Origin of the sequence: Amycolatopsis silviterrae (assembly GCF_042684085.1) — a bacterium.
GTDB classification, from domain to species: Bacteria; Actinomycetota; Actinomycetes; order Mycobacteriales; family Pseudonocardiaceae; genus Amycolatopsis; species Amycolatopsis silviterrae.
The window spans coordinates 119,912-134,540 of the sequence record NZ_JBHUKS010000012.1 but is presented as its reverse complement, the minus strand read 5'-3'; the positions used below and the strand labels follow the sequence as shown (position 1 = coordinate 134,540).

Sequence of the window (14,629 nt, the reverse complement as noted above, 5' to 3'; positions counted from 1 at the left end):
ACGCGAGCCTACCCGATCAGTTCCCCGCCTCCCGCAACGCGGTCAGCGCCGGACCGAACATAGTGGACTTGATCGCTTCGAGCGTGCCGCGGTCCTTGCCCGCGAGCGGCGCGACCCGTTCGATCGCGGTCGTCCGCAGGTCTTCCAGCGCGGCGGTCGCGTCGACCAGGCCGAGCGCTTTCGCTTGCGGACCGCCGAAGCGGCTTCCCGTGGTCATCGACGCGACGGCGGCGGCCGGGGTCAGCTTCGCCTGGACGAGCGCGGCCATGCCCGGGGTGAACGGGAGGTTGATGTCGGCCTCGGGGAAGCAGAAGTAGCCGCGGTCCTCGCGCATGACGCGGAAATCGTGCGCCATCGCGAGCATCGCGCCGCCGCCGAAGGCATGGCCGTTGACCGCGGCGATGGTCGGGACCGGCAGCGCGAGCACGCGGGCGAGCAGGTCGTGGATGCTGGTGACGTACTTGCCGGCGTCCTCGGGATGACTGGTGAGCCAGTCGAGGTCGAGGCCGTTCGAGTAGTACTTGCCGCTGCCGATCGTGACGAGTGCCGCGGGTTCCTTGCCCGCGGTGACGGTGTCGAGGTGGGTGTGGACTTCGTCCAGCCATGATGGGGCGAACCGGTTTTCGTCGGCGCCGAAGTCGAGGACGTGGACGGGGCCGGTGGCGGTGAGAGTGGGCATTTCAGTCCTTTCTGGACGGTGGTTCGAGAGCGAGGATCGCGCGGACCGCCGCGGCCAGCCGTTGGCGACTGTCCACAGTGGCGGGTCCGGTAGCGAGTTCGCGGCGGAGCAGGGCGGTCGGGAGGTCTACGACGCACGCGGTGATGACCTCGACCGCCTGACCGTCGCCGCGGTTCCAGAGCTGGCGGGCGAGGCGCACGAGGAGGCGGACGAGGCGTTTGTCCAAGGCGTGCAAGGCTTCCGCGAGGTCGTCGGGAAGCTGCGGGCCGAGCACGCGCTTCGACGGGACGGCGATCATCATCCGCGCGGCATCCGGACGGGCGTCGGCGATCACGGCGGAAGTGTCGGCGGCCGCGACCACCGCTTCGATCGGGTCGGGCGCTTCGTTCACGAGCCGTTCCTGCTCGTCGAGGAAGAAGGTGGCGGCGCGCAGCCAGGTCCGGCCGATCAGGGCGGGGAGGTTGGCGAAGGCGTGGTAGATCGTGCTGTTCGGGACGCCTGCCTCGTGGGCGAGCCGCCGGACGGTGAGCGCCTCGGGACCCGCGTCGGCGATGAGGCGCTCGGCGGTGTCGAGGATCAGCTCGGGGTCGTGGATCCGGGGGCGGGGCATGGGGCGAATGGTAATGGAGCGGGTGCTCCAAAACTAGGGCGGGGTGATGTGCGGCTCAGGGGGTCGTGAGTGGCAATCCCGGTTAGAACCGGGATTGCCACTCACGACACCCCAGCGGAAGCCCGCCGCCGGAATCGCTGCCCACGCAGGGGGACCCGCCGAAGCGCCACCCGGCTGCCGTCACAAGCCTCGTGAGTGTTTATGCCGGTTAGAACCGGCATAAACACTCACGACCCGCCCCGTCAGTCCGCCACGTAGAGGCAGTCCCGTCCGTCGCGGGCCGGGGCGTCCGGGTCGTCCAGCCAGCGGCCGCCTTCGGCCAGGTAGCGGAAGCGGAGCCGGGCGCCCGGCGGGACCTCCACCGCGGCCGAGCGCGTGCCGTTCGAGCGTTTGCGGAGTTCGTGGCGGCCGGGCTGCCAGTCGTTGAAGTCGCCGACCACGCTGACCGGGCCGGGCGGGGTGTCGAGCGGCAGCACGAACGTCACCCGCCGGGCCCCGGAGTCGCTCCTGCGGCTGGTCTTGATCACGGGGGTTTCCCTTTCCGGTTCCGGCGAATCGGTCTTTCTGAATCGTTTCATGACCGGCACCGAAAGCCCGGACGCGGCGAGTGCCGCGTCCGGGTGAAAGTCACGTCGTGGACACGTCGTCCAGCTGCTCGGCCGCCGGGCGCACCGGGAACAGGTCGCCGCCGGGCGGGGCCGGGATGTGGCTGACGGCGGCCCGCGCCTTCCAGTCGCCCGCGTCGGCGGCGGCGTGCACGCTGTCGAGGGCGGCGTACTGGATGAAATGGATGTCCGGCAGCGGCCACGGCGAAGCACCGGTCGCCGCCGGGAGCAGGTGCTCGACGGCGGCGAAAATGCTGCCGCCCTTGGGGTTCCGGTACGACCACAGGTCGACGCCCAGGTGCCGGCCCAACTGCGCGAGCCGGGTCAGCGCGACGAGGTTGAACGTGTGGTAGTGGTACGTCCGGGTGCGGGTCGACTCCTCGGGCTGGCCGCCGTCCGCGTCGATCTGGTGGTCGATGCGGGCCTTGCCGGAGTCGCGGACGATCTTGCGGGCGAGGTCGCGCTGTCCGACGTAGCTCGCGGTCGCGGCGGTGAGCAGGTCGTAGAAGGTGCCGTGGTTGTTGGTCGCCTTGGCCTCGTCGGTGCCGTTTTTGCTGGTGCGCAACCAGGTCAGGAAGTCCGCCGACCAGCCGCGGAACGCTTTGCCGTCGGCCTTCGACCAGCCGGGCGCGCCCGCTTCCAGGATCCGGGCGGCGTCGAGGACCTGGGTGAACGTGTAGGAGAACTCGATGATGCCGATCCCCCGCCCGTCGGTCTTGCACGGGATGCCCTGCGCGAAGTTCAGGTTCGGGTTCATTTTTGTTGCCGCGTCGAGGAACCAGGTGCGCAGGTCGAGCGCCGCGCGCTGGGCGTACTCCGCCTTGCCGGTGTAGTACCAGGCGAGCGAAAGCTGGTAGATCGAGTTGAACGCGACGAGCCGTTCAGCCTTGTCCGGCACGTTCTTCATCTCGGGGTTGACCTGGCCGTCGCGGTCGACGTACGGGCAGCCCTGCGGGTTTTCCGGCGTCTTCGGCTGGCTGGGCCAGTAGTACGGGGCGAGGCTCAGGTAGTCGTGCTTGTCGCCGCTCGGCGGGACGCGCTCTTTGTCGACGACCGTCCACGGGCCCTTGGTCAGCGCGTCGTCGGCCTGCTTCAGCAGGTTGGACAGCGACGTGCGCAGCGTCGGGTTCCCGGCCATCAGGCCGATCTTGTTGCCTGCCAGGTGCAGGCCGTCGAGCACCACCGGGTCCGGCACGCAGACGAACGAGCACGACCTCGGCGCGGGCGCGGCGGCGGCCGCTCCGGCGGTGGCCGCGAGCAGCCCGGCGACCGTCGCGAGGACCGCCGCGATACGACGCGGACGGGAAGACCGTGAAGGAGGCAGCACCGCAACTCCGTTCAAGAATATGAATACTCCACAGATATGTGAACTGAGATTGAATAGCCGAACGGATGCGACCGCGTCAAGGGGAGGTCAGGCGGAACGGCCGCGCCGGACCGGGTTCCGGAGGGTGCCGATGCCCTCGATCACGATGGTGACCTCGTCGTCCGCCCCGAGGCTGACGTCCGGGCCGGGAACCGCGGATGTACCGGTGGCCAGGACGGCGCCGCGCGGGAAAACGTCGCCGCGATAGAGCCACGACACCAGATCGGCGAGCCGGCGATGCAGCCGCGCGGTGGTCGTCTCCCCCGCCCACCGCAGTTCCCCTGCGTGATGGATCATCACGGTGATGCCGAGCGCGTACGGGTCTTCGATCGCCGCTGCGGGCACGATCCACGGCCCGGCCGCGCAGGAGCCGCGGTACATCTTGGCCTGCGGCAGGTAGAGCGGGTTCTCGCCTTCGATGCTGCGCGAACTCACGTCGTTGACGATCGTGTAGCCGACGATCTCCCCGTTCGCGTTGCACACCAATGCCAATTCGGGTTCCGGAACGTCCCAAGTGGAATCTTCGCGCACGCCGATCGGCTCGCCCGGCCCGCGCACGCGACGCCCGACGCTCTTGAAGAACAGTTCCGGCCGCTCCGCCTCGTACACCCGCGCGTAGACGTCGGCGTCGCCGCTTTCCTCCATCCGCGCCTCGCGCGAAACCTCGTAGGTGACCCCGGCGGCCCACACCTCGGTGTCGTCGTCCACCGGCGCGCGCAGCTCGCCCAGTTCTCCTGGAGCCAGCTCGACGGCCAGCGCTTCGGCGAAAGCATCGGCGGACAGGGCGAGCAGGGAGCCGAGCGTCGTGCCCGGTGGGAGCGCGCCGACGGACTCGCCGTCGGTGACCTGCCAGCCCTCCTGGGTTTTCACGAGGCGGCGCATCAGTGCGAATCCCTCGGCACGGCGGAACCGCGGGCGCCGTGCAGGAAATCGAAGTCCGCGCCGAGGTGGGCCTGGGTGACGTGCTCGCGGTAGAGCCAGGTGTATCCGCTGCGGTACGGGCTTTCCGGCGGCGTCCACGACTCGCGGCGGGCGGCCAGTTCGTCGTCGGGAACGTGCAGGGTCAGCTCGCGCGCCGGGGTGTCGAGCGTGATCCGGTCGCCGGTGCGGACGAGCGCGAGCGGGCCGCCGACCGCCGATTCCGGGCTCACGTGCAGCACGACCGTGCCGTAGCCGGTGCCGGACATCCGGCCGTCGCAGATCCGCACCACGTCGGTGATTCCCTGGTCGAGCAGCTTCTTCGGGACCGGGACGTTCGCGACCTCCGGCATGCCCGGGTACCCCTTCGGTCCCGCGCCGCGAATGACCAGGATCGTGTCGGGAGTGACATCGAGGTCCGGGTCGTCGGCGACACGGTGGTAGTCCTCCGCGGTGTCGAAGACCAGCGCCGGGCCGGTGTGGGCGAGCAGCTCCGGCGACGCGGCCGACTGCTTGAGCACCGCTCCCTCCGGGGCGAGATTCCCGGTCAGCACAGCGGTTCCGGTGCCGGGCGGCTGGAACGGCGCGTCGACCGTCGTGATCACCTCGTCGTTCCAGCATTCCGCGGTTTCCCTGGGCTTGCCGGTGACTGTGGTGACGTCGGTGTGCAGGAGTCCGGCTTCGGCGAGCCTGCTCAGCACCACGGGAACCCCTCCGGCGTAACAGAAATCCTCCATGAGGAAGCGCCCGGACGGCATCAGGTTCACCAGCGTGGGCACGGCACGGCCCAGCTCGTCGAAATCGCCCATCGCGAGCGGGACGCCGACGCGACCGGCCAGCGCGAGAAGGTGCACGATCGCGTTCGTGGACCCGCCGATCGCCGCATTGACGCGGATCGCGTTCTCGAACGCCTCGCGGGTCAGGATCGCCGACGGCCGCAGGTCCTCCTCCACCATCGCGACGATCCGCTGCCCGGCCGACTGCGCGGTCTCGAAACGGCGCGCGTCGACCGCGGGCCAGGTCGCCGATCCGGGCAGCTGCATGCCGAGCGCTTCGGCGAGGCAGGCCATCGTCGAGGCGGTGCCCATGGTCATGCAGTGGCCGTTCGAGCGGGCCATGCAGCCCTCGGCGAAGAAGCATTCCTCCTCGGTCATCCGGCCGGCTTTCAGCTCTTCCTCGAACTTCCAGACGTGCGTTCCCGAGCCGACGTCGCCGCCGCGGAACTTGCCGTTGAGCATCGGGCCGCCGGTGACCATCACCGCGGGCAGGTCGACGCTCGCCGCGCCCATCAGCATCGCCGGGGTCGTCTTGTCGCAGCCGGAAAGCAGGACGACGCCGTCGAGCGGGTTGGCGCGGATCAGCTCCTCGACCTCCATCGCCATCAGGTTGCGGTAGAGCATCGCGGTGGGGCGCATGAGCGTCTCGCCGGTCGCCATCGTGGGGAACGCGAGCGGGAGGCCGCCCGCCTGCCAGACTCCGCGCTTGACCGCCTCGGCGACGCGGTCGAGATGGACGTTGCACGGGGCCAGCTCGGACGCGCTCACCGCGATCCCGATCACCGGCCTGCCGTCGAAAACCTCCGGACCGAAACCCTGGGACCGCATCCACGACCGGTGGATCATCCCCGCCCGGCCGGACGCGCCGAACCACGCCGCGCTGCGCCGATCTCCCACGCTGCCTCCCTCCGGCGTTTTCCTCGATACCCGATCGGGCGGCTCCTGGCAATCGGCTGAGAATTCCCCCGAACCGGACACTTCGCGGGGACGGCGGACGTTGGACCAGGTGAAGACGTTGCCGAAGACGCGAGGTGTGCGATGAGCCTGATCGGGACCCTGGTCGGGTATGTCCTGACCGTGTTCATCCTGGTGCTGGTGGTGCGGATGGTGCTGGACTGGACGCGCCTGGTGGCGACCGGGCCCGCGTGGCTCGGCCAGGCGCGCCGGATCAGCCACCGGGCGACCGAACCGGTGATCGCCCCGGTGCGCCGGGTGCTGCGGCCGGTGCGGGCTGGTGGGGTGGCGATTGACCTGGCGTTCACGGCGGTGTTTGTCGCGGCGCTGGTGGTGCGGTCGATCGCGTTCGCGTTGTGAGGTCGGCTGGTCGTTTTTGGTGAGGGTGGCGGGTGTGCTCGCGGTGGGTGAGGGTGGCCGGGACTTCGGGGTGTGTGGGCGGCCTGGCCTGGTTGGCGGCGGCCGATCTGGTCGCCGGAGCCCCGGCCTCGTCGTCGGCCCAACCTCGTTCTCGGCACGCGGCCTCGTTCTCGGCGGCCCGGTTTGGTCGTCGGTGCCCTGGCCCCGCCGTTGGCGACCCAACCTCGTTCTCGGCACCTCGACCTGGTCGTCGGCCCCCGTCTGGCCGTCGGCGGCTCAGCTTGGTCGATCGCGCTCCTGCCGGACTTCCGCTGCGCGAGCGCGGGTCTCCCCCGCTCCTACGAGCTTTCCATCCGGCGAGCGCGAGTCGCCCCGCGCCCGCCGGAGTGTCCACAGTGGAGTGACGCGAGCGGGTCAGTGGGAGTCGAGCCGGATTTCCCCGGCCGAGGAACTGACGTCGATGCGGTGGGCGCCGCTCTGCCGGTCCGGCAGGGTGCCGCTCCGGTCGCCGACCGTGGTTTTCGCTGATACCGCGTAGTCCGTGCCGGGGACGTTGAGGGAAACGGCGCCCACGTTGGTCTTGACGGTGGCGTCGGCCGGCGTGCTCATGGTGATGTCGACTTCGCCGACGGTGGTCACGGCCTTGACCGGCCCCGCGCAGTCTTGAACGGCGAGCCTGCCCGCGGACATCGTCAGGTCCAGCGAGCTGATCTTGGCCGCCTCGAATTCGCCGGCGCCCATTTTGCCGGTCGCGGCCATCCGGTCGGGTGCGGTGACCGTGTAGGAGACGATGCACTGGTTTCCGCAGTTCCCGTCGAGTTCGAGCGTCGATCCGGTCAGGCGGTGCCAGGTTCCCTCCGGTTTCGTGCCCTGGTAGCGGATCTCGCGCTCGACGGTGATCGTTCCGGCGGTGCCGCCGGAACGCAGCCGCACATAGCCTGCCGCGCTGTCGATCTTGACCGCGGTCGCCGAACCGGAGAGCGTCGACGTGTCCCGGGCCGTGCCCGGCCAGCCCACGGCGAACGTGCCGCTGTCCTGCTCGCCCTCGCCCTGCGCCACAGGGAGTTGGCACGCGGAGACGCTCACCGCTGCGACGCCAGCAACGACCAACCAACCGATTCGCACTTGTCTCGCCCCTCGTTTTCCGTCAAGCCGGAATGCCACGCTATGGCAGCGAACGGCTTTCGGGCATCAGGGATGTCCCGGACATCGAGGGGCGGGACGCGGGTCAGCGGGGCTTGCCCGCTGCGACCGGGATCGGTTCGTCGCCGGGACGTCTGCGGGCGGTCCAGGAGTCGTAGCCGCGCATGAGGAAGCGGTGGGCGGGGCGTTCGACCAGCCGGGTGAGGGCCCAGCCGAGGACGACGCCGGTCGCGAGCATCCCGGCGGTCTGCAGCAGCGGGTCGGCTCCCAGGCCGGACAGCCAGTGCAGCACGAGGTAGCCGATGGCCTGGTGGATGAGGAAGACGCCGTAGGAGACGCCGGCGAACCAGGTGATCGCGCGCTGGGCGAACGCCGGGACGAACCGGTTCCAGTCCGGGCCGGCCGCGGCGAGCGAGATCACCGCGATCCCGATCGCGATGCCGATCGTCGAACCCCATTCGACGCGGATGCCGGACGGGGTGACGGTCGCGCCGTGCAGCGCGTGCGCCCCGACGCAGAGAACCTCCAGCAGCGCGAATTCGGCCGTGGACACGCGTTTCGTGGTCCAGAGCCGGACCGCGATGCCCGCGACGAACAGGTGCCAGCGGTGGAACCCGAAGCCGTCGACGATGACGCGGTACCACTCGGGCGGACCAGCGACGCGCAGCGGCCACTGCGCGAGCGGGACGAGCAGCGCGGTCCACATGACGACGCGGAACTTCCGGCCGTGGCCCCAGCTGCCGCGGTAGAGCAGCGCGGCGACAGTGAAGGCCATGAGCTGGAGGGGAATCGTCCAGTGGGAACCGTCGAGGAAGGGGAAGTCGGCGGGCTTCCAGTTCCAGAGCATCAGGAGGTTGCCGGCGAGATCGCCGAACCGCGGGCTGAACCAGCCGGGCGGCGAGAGGTACCGCAGCGCGAAGTAGATCACGACGACAGCGGCGAGAAACGGCGGCAGCAACCGCGCGATCCGCCCCCACCAGTACCGCCCGAGCGACCCGCGCCCGATCGTGACGGCGGCGAAGTACGCGGAAATCACGAGCAGCAGGCTCGCCCCGACCTGATGCGGGAACGCGAACCGCCGCGGCCCGAGCTCGGGATGCACGACGACGCTCATGTAGGTCGCGTGGTACAGCAGCACCAGCACGACGCACCCACCGCGCACGAGGTCCCAGCTGATCCGCCGGTTCCCCGAAGACACGCTCACCGGACGGAACGAGGACACGCGAGCCACCGTAACTGGTGGGGTTCCCGGGACGGGGAGGGACCCTGGGGCGCGCGGGGCGGGGCATTTCCGGTACGGGGAAGGGGGTTCGTGTTCCGGTTTGCCGTGTTTGCCGGGGAAAGTCGTGGTGGCAGAGGGGTTTCTGGGTGCGACCGGTTCGCTGGAGGTGGCGGGGCGGGCTGTCGCTCGCCGGGGCGGGGTTCCGATGAGCGAGAGGTTTTAGGTTGGGGGCAATCAGGATTCACCCGTTGGATGTGACGGACGAATGCTTGCTTGGCCGATCGGGAGTGATGCGTTCGCGGCTCGGCTGAATCGGTCTTGGAGGTGGTCGTGGTCCAGCTGCGTCGCCGGGTCGGCGGGCAGGGGGCAGCGGCTCAGGCGGCGCGGGATCGGGTGCGTCGAGGCATCCGCTTCGGGGTCGCCGGGAACTGCGGCGGGCGGGCTTGCGGACAGGGTTGGCCAAGCCGCTGCTCCGGCTCGTTGAACTCGGTTCCCGGCGATCGTGGGCGTCCTGCGCGAGTGCTGCCTGGCGTTCGGAGCACGGACTCACCGACGACTCGGACGCCGGGCGATGGTGCTGGAAAGCCGCGGCGACGCGGGCTCCGTTACTGGCCCCTGAGCTTGCAGGCCTCCAGAGCCCACGCCTGGCGACCGTATTCGTCGCGGAAGATCCGGTAGCAGTCCAGCAGACTGCCCTGGGAGCAGGCCGGGAACGCGATGTCCAGGTCGGCTTCCCCTTCGGTGACCGCGTACTCCACACAACCCAGCACGGAATGCGGGGCGGCCGGGACAGTCGCGGCCGTCGCGACCGGGGCGGCCGCCGTCATGCCTGCCAGTGCCAGTGCTGCCACGGCCAGCCTGCCTGCCATTTTGCCCATGTTTTTCGCTCCGTCCCGCTCGATGCCCGGATACTGCGGCCGGGCTCCAGCAAAGCGCCGGGCATCGAGCGCCGACAAGATCAATCCGCCCGAACCACTCAGGCGAGAGAGGCGCTTCACCGGTCCGGGTAGGCGAGCTTGAGCCCGGCGTGACCGTGCTCGCGCTCGCCCGCGAGCGCCACCGCCAGAACTAGGCCGACGCGACTCTGCCAGCCTGCGACGAAGCTATGGCGCACCTCGCGATGACTGGGCACAGGTCGGGACTGTGCCCGGTCACGAGCCCGCTCACGTCGCGACAGCTGCCGGTGGGTGCCGGAGGTTGGCGGGGGCTGCCTGTGGATGGGGGCTGCGGTAGGTGACAGGGTTGCGGTAGGCGGCAGGGTTGCCGGTAGATGGCGGGGCTGCCGGTAGATGGCGGGGCTGCCGGTAGATGGCGGGGTGACCGTTCCCGCCGAAGGGTTGGCAGAGCCATCGGGGGTTGGCGGCTCACCAGTTCCGCTGGGCGGGCGGAAGCCGGACTGGGTTCCGGCGCGCGCCAGGTTCCGGAGGACACCCGCGCCCCGGCGCGCTCGCGTCGCGGACGTCCGCATCGCAGACGCCCGCTCGCGAAGTCACCGGCGTGCTCAGGCTCCGGAGGCGAAGGCGACCTCCTCCGTGGACACCGTCCCGGCCGTCCGGCCCGGGGCGGTCTGGTGACTCCAGTACAGGTTGGTGTGCGCGATGACCTGCGCGGGCGGCGGAGCGCCCCAGTTCGAAAGGTCCTCGGTGGTGTGGGCGTCGCTCACCAGGGTCGCGTCGTAGCCCCGCGCGAATGCGCCGTGCAGGGTCGAGCGGATGCAGGCGTCTGTCTGGGCTCCGCTGACTACCAGGTGTCCTACCCCCAGCTCAGCCAAGACCGACTCCAGGGTGGTGTCTTCGAACGAGTCTCCGTAGCGCTTCTCCACCAGTGGTTCGGCGGGCACGGGCGTCAGCTCCGGAGCCAGGTCCCACTCGGGGCTGCCTTTCTTCATGCCGTCGTTCTCGTGCTGGACCCACACGACCGGGACCTCGGCCTGCCGGGCCTTCTCCACCAGCGCGGCGACGTTCGCCACGACGGTGTCCCGTTCGTGCGAGCCGTCGACGACGCCGTTTTGCACGTCGACGACCAAGAGGGCGGTGTTCGGGCGGTCGTTGAGAGTGGTCATCGAGAATCTCCTCCATCAGGTTCGCGCCAACGCTAGCGCCCGGCACCGACAAAAAAGTCACTCCGGGCGGAGGGCGTCGTGCGGGGAGGAGGGGCCGAGTTCGGATTCGAAGCGGGTCAGGAGGCGGGCCAGCAGGGTGTTCAGGTCGGCGAGGCCGTCCTCGCCCAGGGCCGCAGTGAACAGGGCTTGTTCTCGTTCGGTGCGTTTTTTCGTGGCGGCGGCCCAGCGGGCGCGGCCTTTCCGGGTCAGGCGGATCGGGCGGCTGCGGCCGTCCGAAGTGGCCGCGACGCGTTCTACCAGGCCCGCTCGTTCCAGGCGGTCGATTCGGACGGTGACGGTGCCGGACGTGACGCCAAGACGGTCTCCCAGCTCCTTCGGCGTCAGCACGGCGACGCGGCCGGAGCGGTGCAGGGCGGACAGGGCTTGCCAGTCCCCCGTGCTGAAGCCGTATTCCTCCGCGACGCCGCGCAGCACCTGTTCGAACTGCCTCGACAGGCGGCCGATTCGCTGCCGGGCCGCCTCGACCGGTCCGTCCACGCCGTCCGGCATGACCGCCAGCCATGCGGCGAGGCCCGCCCCCACTGAGTCCAACTGGACACTCCCTCGATGCTCAAGGTAGTTTGATTTGAGTATCAAGGTACCTGGTCCTGGGGAGGTCCGCATGTCCGGACGCGTCTGGTTCATCACGGGAGCGAGCAGCGGGTTCGGCCGCGTGCTCGCGGAAACCGTGCTGGCGCGCGGGGAAAAGGTCGTGGCGACGGCTCGCGACACATCGGCGCTCGGCGAGCTGAACACGTTCACGGCACGGTTGGACGTCACGGATCCGGCGTCGGTGGAAGCGGCGGTGAGCGCGGCGATCGCCGAGTACGGGCGGATCGACGTGCTGGTCAACAACGCCGGGCACGGGCTCGTGGGCGCGCTTGAGGAATTGACGGACGAGCAGGCGCGGCGAGTGCTGGAGACCAACGTGTTCGGCGTCCTCAACGTCACGCGCGCGGTGTTGCCGCATCTGCGGGCGCAGCGCAGCGGGCACATCGTGCAGTTGTCGTCGGTGGGCGGCGTGGTCGGGAATCCGGGGCACGCGTTGTACGCGACGTCGAAGTTCGCGCTCGAGGGGATGTCCGAGGCGCTCGCCGGGGAGGTCGGGCCGCTGGGGATCCGGGTGAGCCTCGTAGAGCCGGGGCCGTTCCGGACGGACTTCGCCGGGCGGTCGATGACGTTTTCCGAGCCGATCGACGATTACCGGGAGACTCCGGCGGGGGTGATGCGCCGGCAGTTTTCCGCGCAGGACGGGGTGCAGCCGAACGATCCGGTCAAGGCCGCCGAGGCGATTCTCAAGCTGGTCGACACGCCGGACGCGCCGTTGCGGCTCCCGCTTGGGCCGGAGGCGGTGAACCGGATCCGGGCGAAGCTGGAGCGGCAGCTCGCGGATCTCGCGGCGTGGGAGGAAGTCTCCCTGGACACGCGTTATCCGGACGACTGAAGGCCGTCCGGATAACGCGGGAAGGGTCAGCCGACGGGGCCTTCGGCGGGCACGACGGTCACGTCTCGTTGCTGGCCGGCCTGGTTGACCACGGTCACGGTGAGCTTGTCGCCGGGGTGGTGCTGGTCCATCAGGGTGGTCAGCGTGGTGGGCGAGTCGACGGCCTTGCCGTCCACGGCGGTGATCACGTCGCCCGCGGCGAGGCCGGACTTCGCGGCCGGGCCGTCGGCGACGAGCTGCTGGATCGCCGCGCCCTCGCCGGTTCCGCCCTGCTGTCCCTGCCCGGCGCCGCTCACGGTCACGCCGAGGAACGCGCTCTTTCCGATGTGGACAGTGTCGGAGCCGGTGCCGCCGACGATCTGGTGCGCGATGGAGATCGCCTGGTTGATCGGGATCGCATAACCCTCGTGGCCGGTCGATCCGTTGCCCTCGGTGCCGTCGGTGCCCTCGGAGCCCTGCGAGCTGTCGCCGGGGAAGCCGTTGCCGAGGCCGCCGTGCCCGCGCCGTCCGCCGCCGTTGAACTGGTAGCCGGCCGAGGCCGCGGTGTCCACGCCGATGACCTGGCCCTGCGCGTTCACCAGCGGGCCGCCGGAGTCGCCGGACTGGATGTTGGCGTCGACCTGGATCAGGTTGGTGAGCCGCTCGGACGAGTTGTTCGATTCGTCGGACGCGGTGATCGACTGGTTCAGCGCGGTCACCCGCCCGGGAGCGGGAACCGGCGCTCCCCCGGCTCCGCCCGCGTTGCCGAGGCCGACGACCGCGTCGCCGACCTTGACCGACGACGAGTCGCCGAGTTCCTCGGTGGCCAGCCCGGACGCGCCGGCGAGCTTGAGGACCGCGACGTCGTGGCTGCGGTCGTAGCCGAGCACGGACGCGGTGTACGTCTGGCCGTTGCCGACGTCGGTGACCTTGATGCTGGTCGCGCCCTCGACGACGTGGTTGTTCGTGAGCACCTCGCCGTCGGCGGTGAGCACGATGCCGGTGCCCGCCGCGGCCGCGCCCTGGTAGCCCAGTTCGGTGTTGATGTTGACGATGCCCGGGCTGACCTTCTTCGCGATCGCCTGCGGGTCGATCGCGGTGTTCGACGGGTTGGTCTGGTTGCCGATCGAGCCGAAGTTCTGGTTCCCGGAGACGCCGAACGGCGCGGACGGCGTCCACACGAAGTGCCCGACCCCGAGCCCGACGGCGACAGCCAGCACGATCGCCCCGACCGTGATCGCCGCGGTCCGCAGCGGGTGGCTGGGACGCGGCTGAGGGTAAGGCGTCGCGAACTGCTGGCCCGGGTACGGCTGGCCGTAACCGCCGGGCGGCGGGGCGCCCCAGGCCTGGTGCTGGCTCCAGCCCTGCTGGTACGGCTGCCCGGTTCCCTGCTGTCCGGGGTAGCCGGACTGTCCCTGGTCCTGCTCGTTCATGCTGCGCTCCCGCGTCTCGTGACCCTCCGCCAGCTCAGCAAACACCCGGTACCTGAGATTTTCCTTGCCGTCGTCCGTGGAGAAGCTGTGGACCGCTTCAGCGGCACGAGAAAGCCCCGCCCGGCTCAGAATGGGCTGAGCCGGGCGGGGCCGCGGAGACCGCGCTCTCCGCTCGCCGCCGAGGATCCGGCGGCGGCGAGGGTGGTCAGCTCACGTGCACGTAGTCGACCACCAGCTGTTGCGGGAACTGCGTGTTGCCGTCCGGGTCGCCCGGCCAGTCGCCGCCCACCGCGAGGTTGAGGATCAGGAAGAAGGGATGGTCGTAGACCCACTTCTTGCCGTTCAGGTCCGCGGGCGTGCGGGTCTGGTAGGCCTGTCCGTCGACCAGCCAGACGATCTTTTCCGGCGACCAGTCGACCGCGTAGGTGTGGAAATCGTCGGAGAAGTTCGGGCCGTTGAACGCCGCGCCGATGCCGCCGGCTCCCGAGTAGCCGGGGCCGTGGATGGTGCCGTGCACGGTGTTCGGCTCCTTGCCGATGTTCTCCATGACGTCGATCTCGCCGTCGTCCGGCCACTGGCCGCCGCCGAGCATCCAGAACGCGGGCCACATGCCCTGGCCGCGCGGGAGCTTCATCCGCACTTCCATGTGCCCGTACGCCTGGCTGAACTTGCCCGAGGTGTTCAGCCGCGCGGAGGTGTACTGGCACGCGCCGTACCAGCAGTTGTTGCCGGAGTTCTCTTTCTTCGCGGTGATCACGAGGTGGCCCTGGCCGTCGAGCGCGCCGTTCGCCGCGCCCGAGGTGTACCACTGCCGTTCGTGGTTGTTGCCGTTGTTGTCGCCGGTTTCGTAGGTCCACTTGCCGCCGTCGGCAGGCGAGCCGGCCGGGCCGTCGAAGTCGTCGGAGAACCCGGCGGCCGGGGCGGCGGCGGGCGCGGCGTTCCCCGCGGGCGCCGTCGCGACCGCGCCGGCGACGACGAGCGCCGCGGGAAGCGCGAGCAGCCGCCACCGGGATTTTCTAGACGTCTGTGAAGTCACTGG

General features: G+C 70.1%; 14 protein-coding genes and 1 pseudogene. 2 read left to right on the top strand and 13 right to left on the bottom strand.

What is annotated here, in order from left to right; all coding sequences use genetic code 11:
* Window positions 1-16: 16 nt before the first annotated feature.
* The 6 genes from ACFSVL_RS18055 to ACFSVL_RS18030 form a co-directional block, all read right to left on the bottom strand.
* Window positions 17-679, bottom strand: a complete 663-nt coding sequence (locus ACFSVL_RS18055; RefSeq protein ID WP_378305563.1) for an enoyl-CoA hydratase/isomerase family protein — start codon at window positions 677-679, stop codon at window positions 17-19.
* Between the two features lies 1 nt (window position 680).
* Window positions 681-1,289 carry a TetR family transcriptional regulator gene (locus tag ACFSVL_RS18050; RefSeq protein WP_378305561.1) on the bottom strand — a complete coding sequence of 203 codons (609 nt, stop codon included), beginning with the start codon at window positions 1,287-1,289 and terminating at the stop codon, window positions 681-683.
* Between the two features lie 242 nt (window positions 1,290-1,531).
* Window positions 1,532-1,867 (bottom strand): isoamylase early set domain-containing protein, encoded by a 336-nt coding sequence (locus tag ACFSVL_RS18045; protein ID WP_378305559.1) that lies wholly within the window; start codon window positions 1,865-1,867, stop codon window positions 1,532-1,534.
* A 49-nt stretch (window positions 1,868-1,916) separates the two neighbouring features.
* Window positions 1,917-3,221, bottom strand: a complete 1,305-nt coding sequence (locus ACFSVL_RS18040) for an alginate lyase family protein (RefSeq protein WP_378305558.1) — start codon at window positions 3,219-3,221, stop codon at window positions 1,917-1,919.
* An 87-nt stretch (window positions 3,222-3,308) separates the two neighbouring features.
* Window positions 3,309-4,142 (bottom strand): fumarylacetoacetate hydrolase family protein, encoded by an 834-nt coding sequence (locus ACFSVL_RS18035; RefSeq protein WP_378305556.1) that lies wholly within the window; start codon window positions 4,140-4,142, stop codon window positions 3,309-3,311.
* Window positions 4,142-5,851, bottom strand: coding sequence for an IlvD/Edd family dehydratase (locus ACFSVL_RS18030; RefSeq protein ID WP_378305554.1), 1,710 nt, complete (start codon window positions 5,849-5,851; stop codon window positions 4,142-4,144). Before ACFSVL_RS18030 ends, ACFSVL_RS18035 begins: the two co-directional genes overlap by 1 nt.
* Before the next feature lie 141 nt (window positions 5,852-5,992).
* Between ACFSVL_RS18030 and ACFSVL_RS18025 the strand changes: the two genes are divergently transcribed.
* Entirely contained in the window at window positions 5,993-6,268 is a 276-nt protein-coding gene (locus ACFSVL_RS18025) for a YggT family protein (protein ID WP_378305552.1), read from the top strand.
* Window positions 6,269-6,682: 414 nt separating this feature from the next.
* Here ACFSVL_RS18025 and ACFSVL_RS18020 read toward each other — a convergent pair whose 3' ends face one another.
* The 5 genes from ACFSVL_RS18020 to ACFSVL_RS18000 form a co-directional block, all read right to left on the bottom strand.
* Window positions 6,683-7,354 carry a DUF4097 family beta strand repeat-containing protein gene (locus tag ACFSVL_RS18020; RefSeq protein WP_378305550.1) on the bottom strand — a complete coding sequence of 224 codons (672 nt, stop codon included), beginning with the start codon at window positions 7,352-7,354 and terminating at the stop codon, window positions 6,683-6,685.
* Between the two features lie 142 nt (window positions 7,355-7,496).
* Window positions 7,497-8,633, bottom strand: coding sequence for an acyltransferase family protein (locus tag ACFSVL_RS18015; protein ID WP_378305548.1), 1,137 nt, complete (start codon window positions 8,631-8,633; stop codon window positions 7,497-7,499).
* Between the two features lie 605 nt (window positions 8,634-9,238).
* The gene (locus ACFSVL_RS18010) at window positions 9,239-9,511 is read right to left on the bottom strand and encodes a hypothetical protein (RefSeq protein ID WP_378305547.1); all 273 of its coding nucleotides are present in this window, start codon (window positions 9,509-9,511) and stop codon (window positions 9,239-9,241) included.
* A 623-nt stretch (window positions 9,512-10,134) separates the two neighbouring features.
* On the bottom strand, window positions 10,135-10,695 hold the full coding sequence (locus tag ACFSVL_RS18005; RefSeq protein WP_378305545.1) for a cysteine hydrolase family protein: 561 nt from the start codon (window positions 10,693-10,695) through the stop codon (window positions 10,135-10,137).
* 57 nt (window positions 10,696-10,752) lie between these two features.
* Window positions 10,753-11,277, bottom strand: a complete 525-nt coding sequence (locus tag ACFSVL_RS18000; protein ID WP_378305848.1) for a MarR family winged helix-turn-helix transcriptional regulator — start codon at window positions 11,275-11,277, stop codon at window positions 10,753-10,755.
* A gap of 79 nt (window positions 11,278-11,356) precedes the next feature.
* Here ACFSVL_RS18000 and ACFSVL_RS17995 point away from each other — a divergent pair, with 79 nt between their 5' ends.
* Window positions 11,357-12,178, top strand: coding sequence for an oxidoreductase (locus tag ACFSVL_RS17995; protein ID WP_378305543.1), 822 nt, complete (start codon window positions 11,357-11,359; stop codon window positions 12,176-12,178).
* Window positions 12,179-12,204: 26 nt separating this feature from the next.
* Here ACFSVL_RS17995 and ACFSVL_RS17990 read toward each other — a convergent pair whose 3' ends face one another.
* Together ACFSVL_RS17990 and ACFSVL_RS17985 are read right to left on the bottom strand one after the other, a co-directional pair.
* Window positions 12,205-13,590: a trypsin-like peptidase domain-containing protein gene (locus ACFSVL_RS17990; protein ID WP_378305542.1), complete on the bottom strand. Its 1,386-nt coding sequence runs from the start codon at window positions 13,588-13,590 to the stop codon at window positions 12,205-12,207.
* A 208-nt stretch (window positions 13,591-13,798) separates the two neighbouring features.
* A pseudogene (locus tag ACFSVL_RS17985) lies at window positions 13,799-14,626 on the bottom strand (glycoside hydrolase family 16 protein); the annotation flags it as partial.
* Window positions 14,627-14,629: the final 3 nt, after the last annotated feature.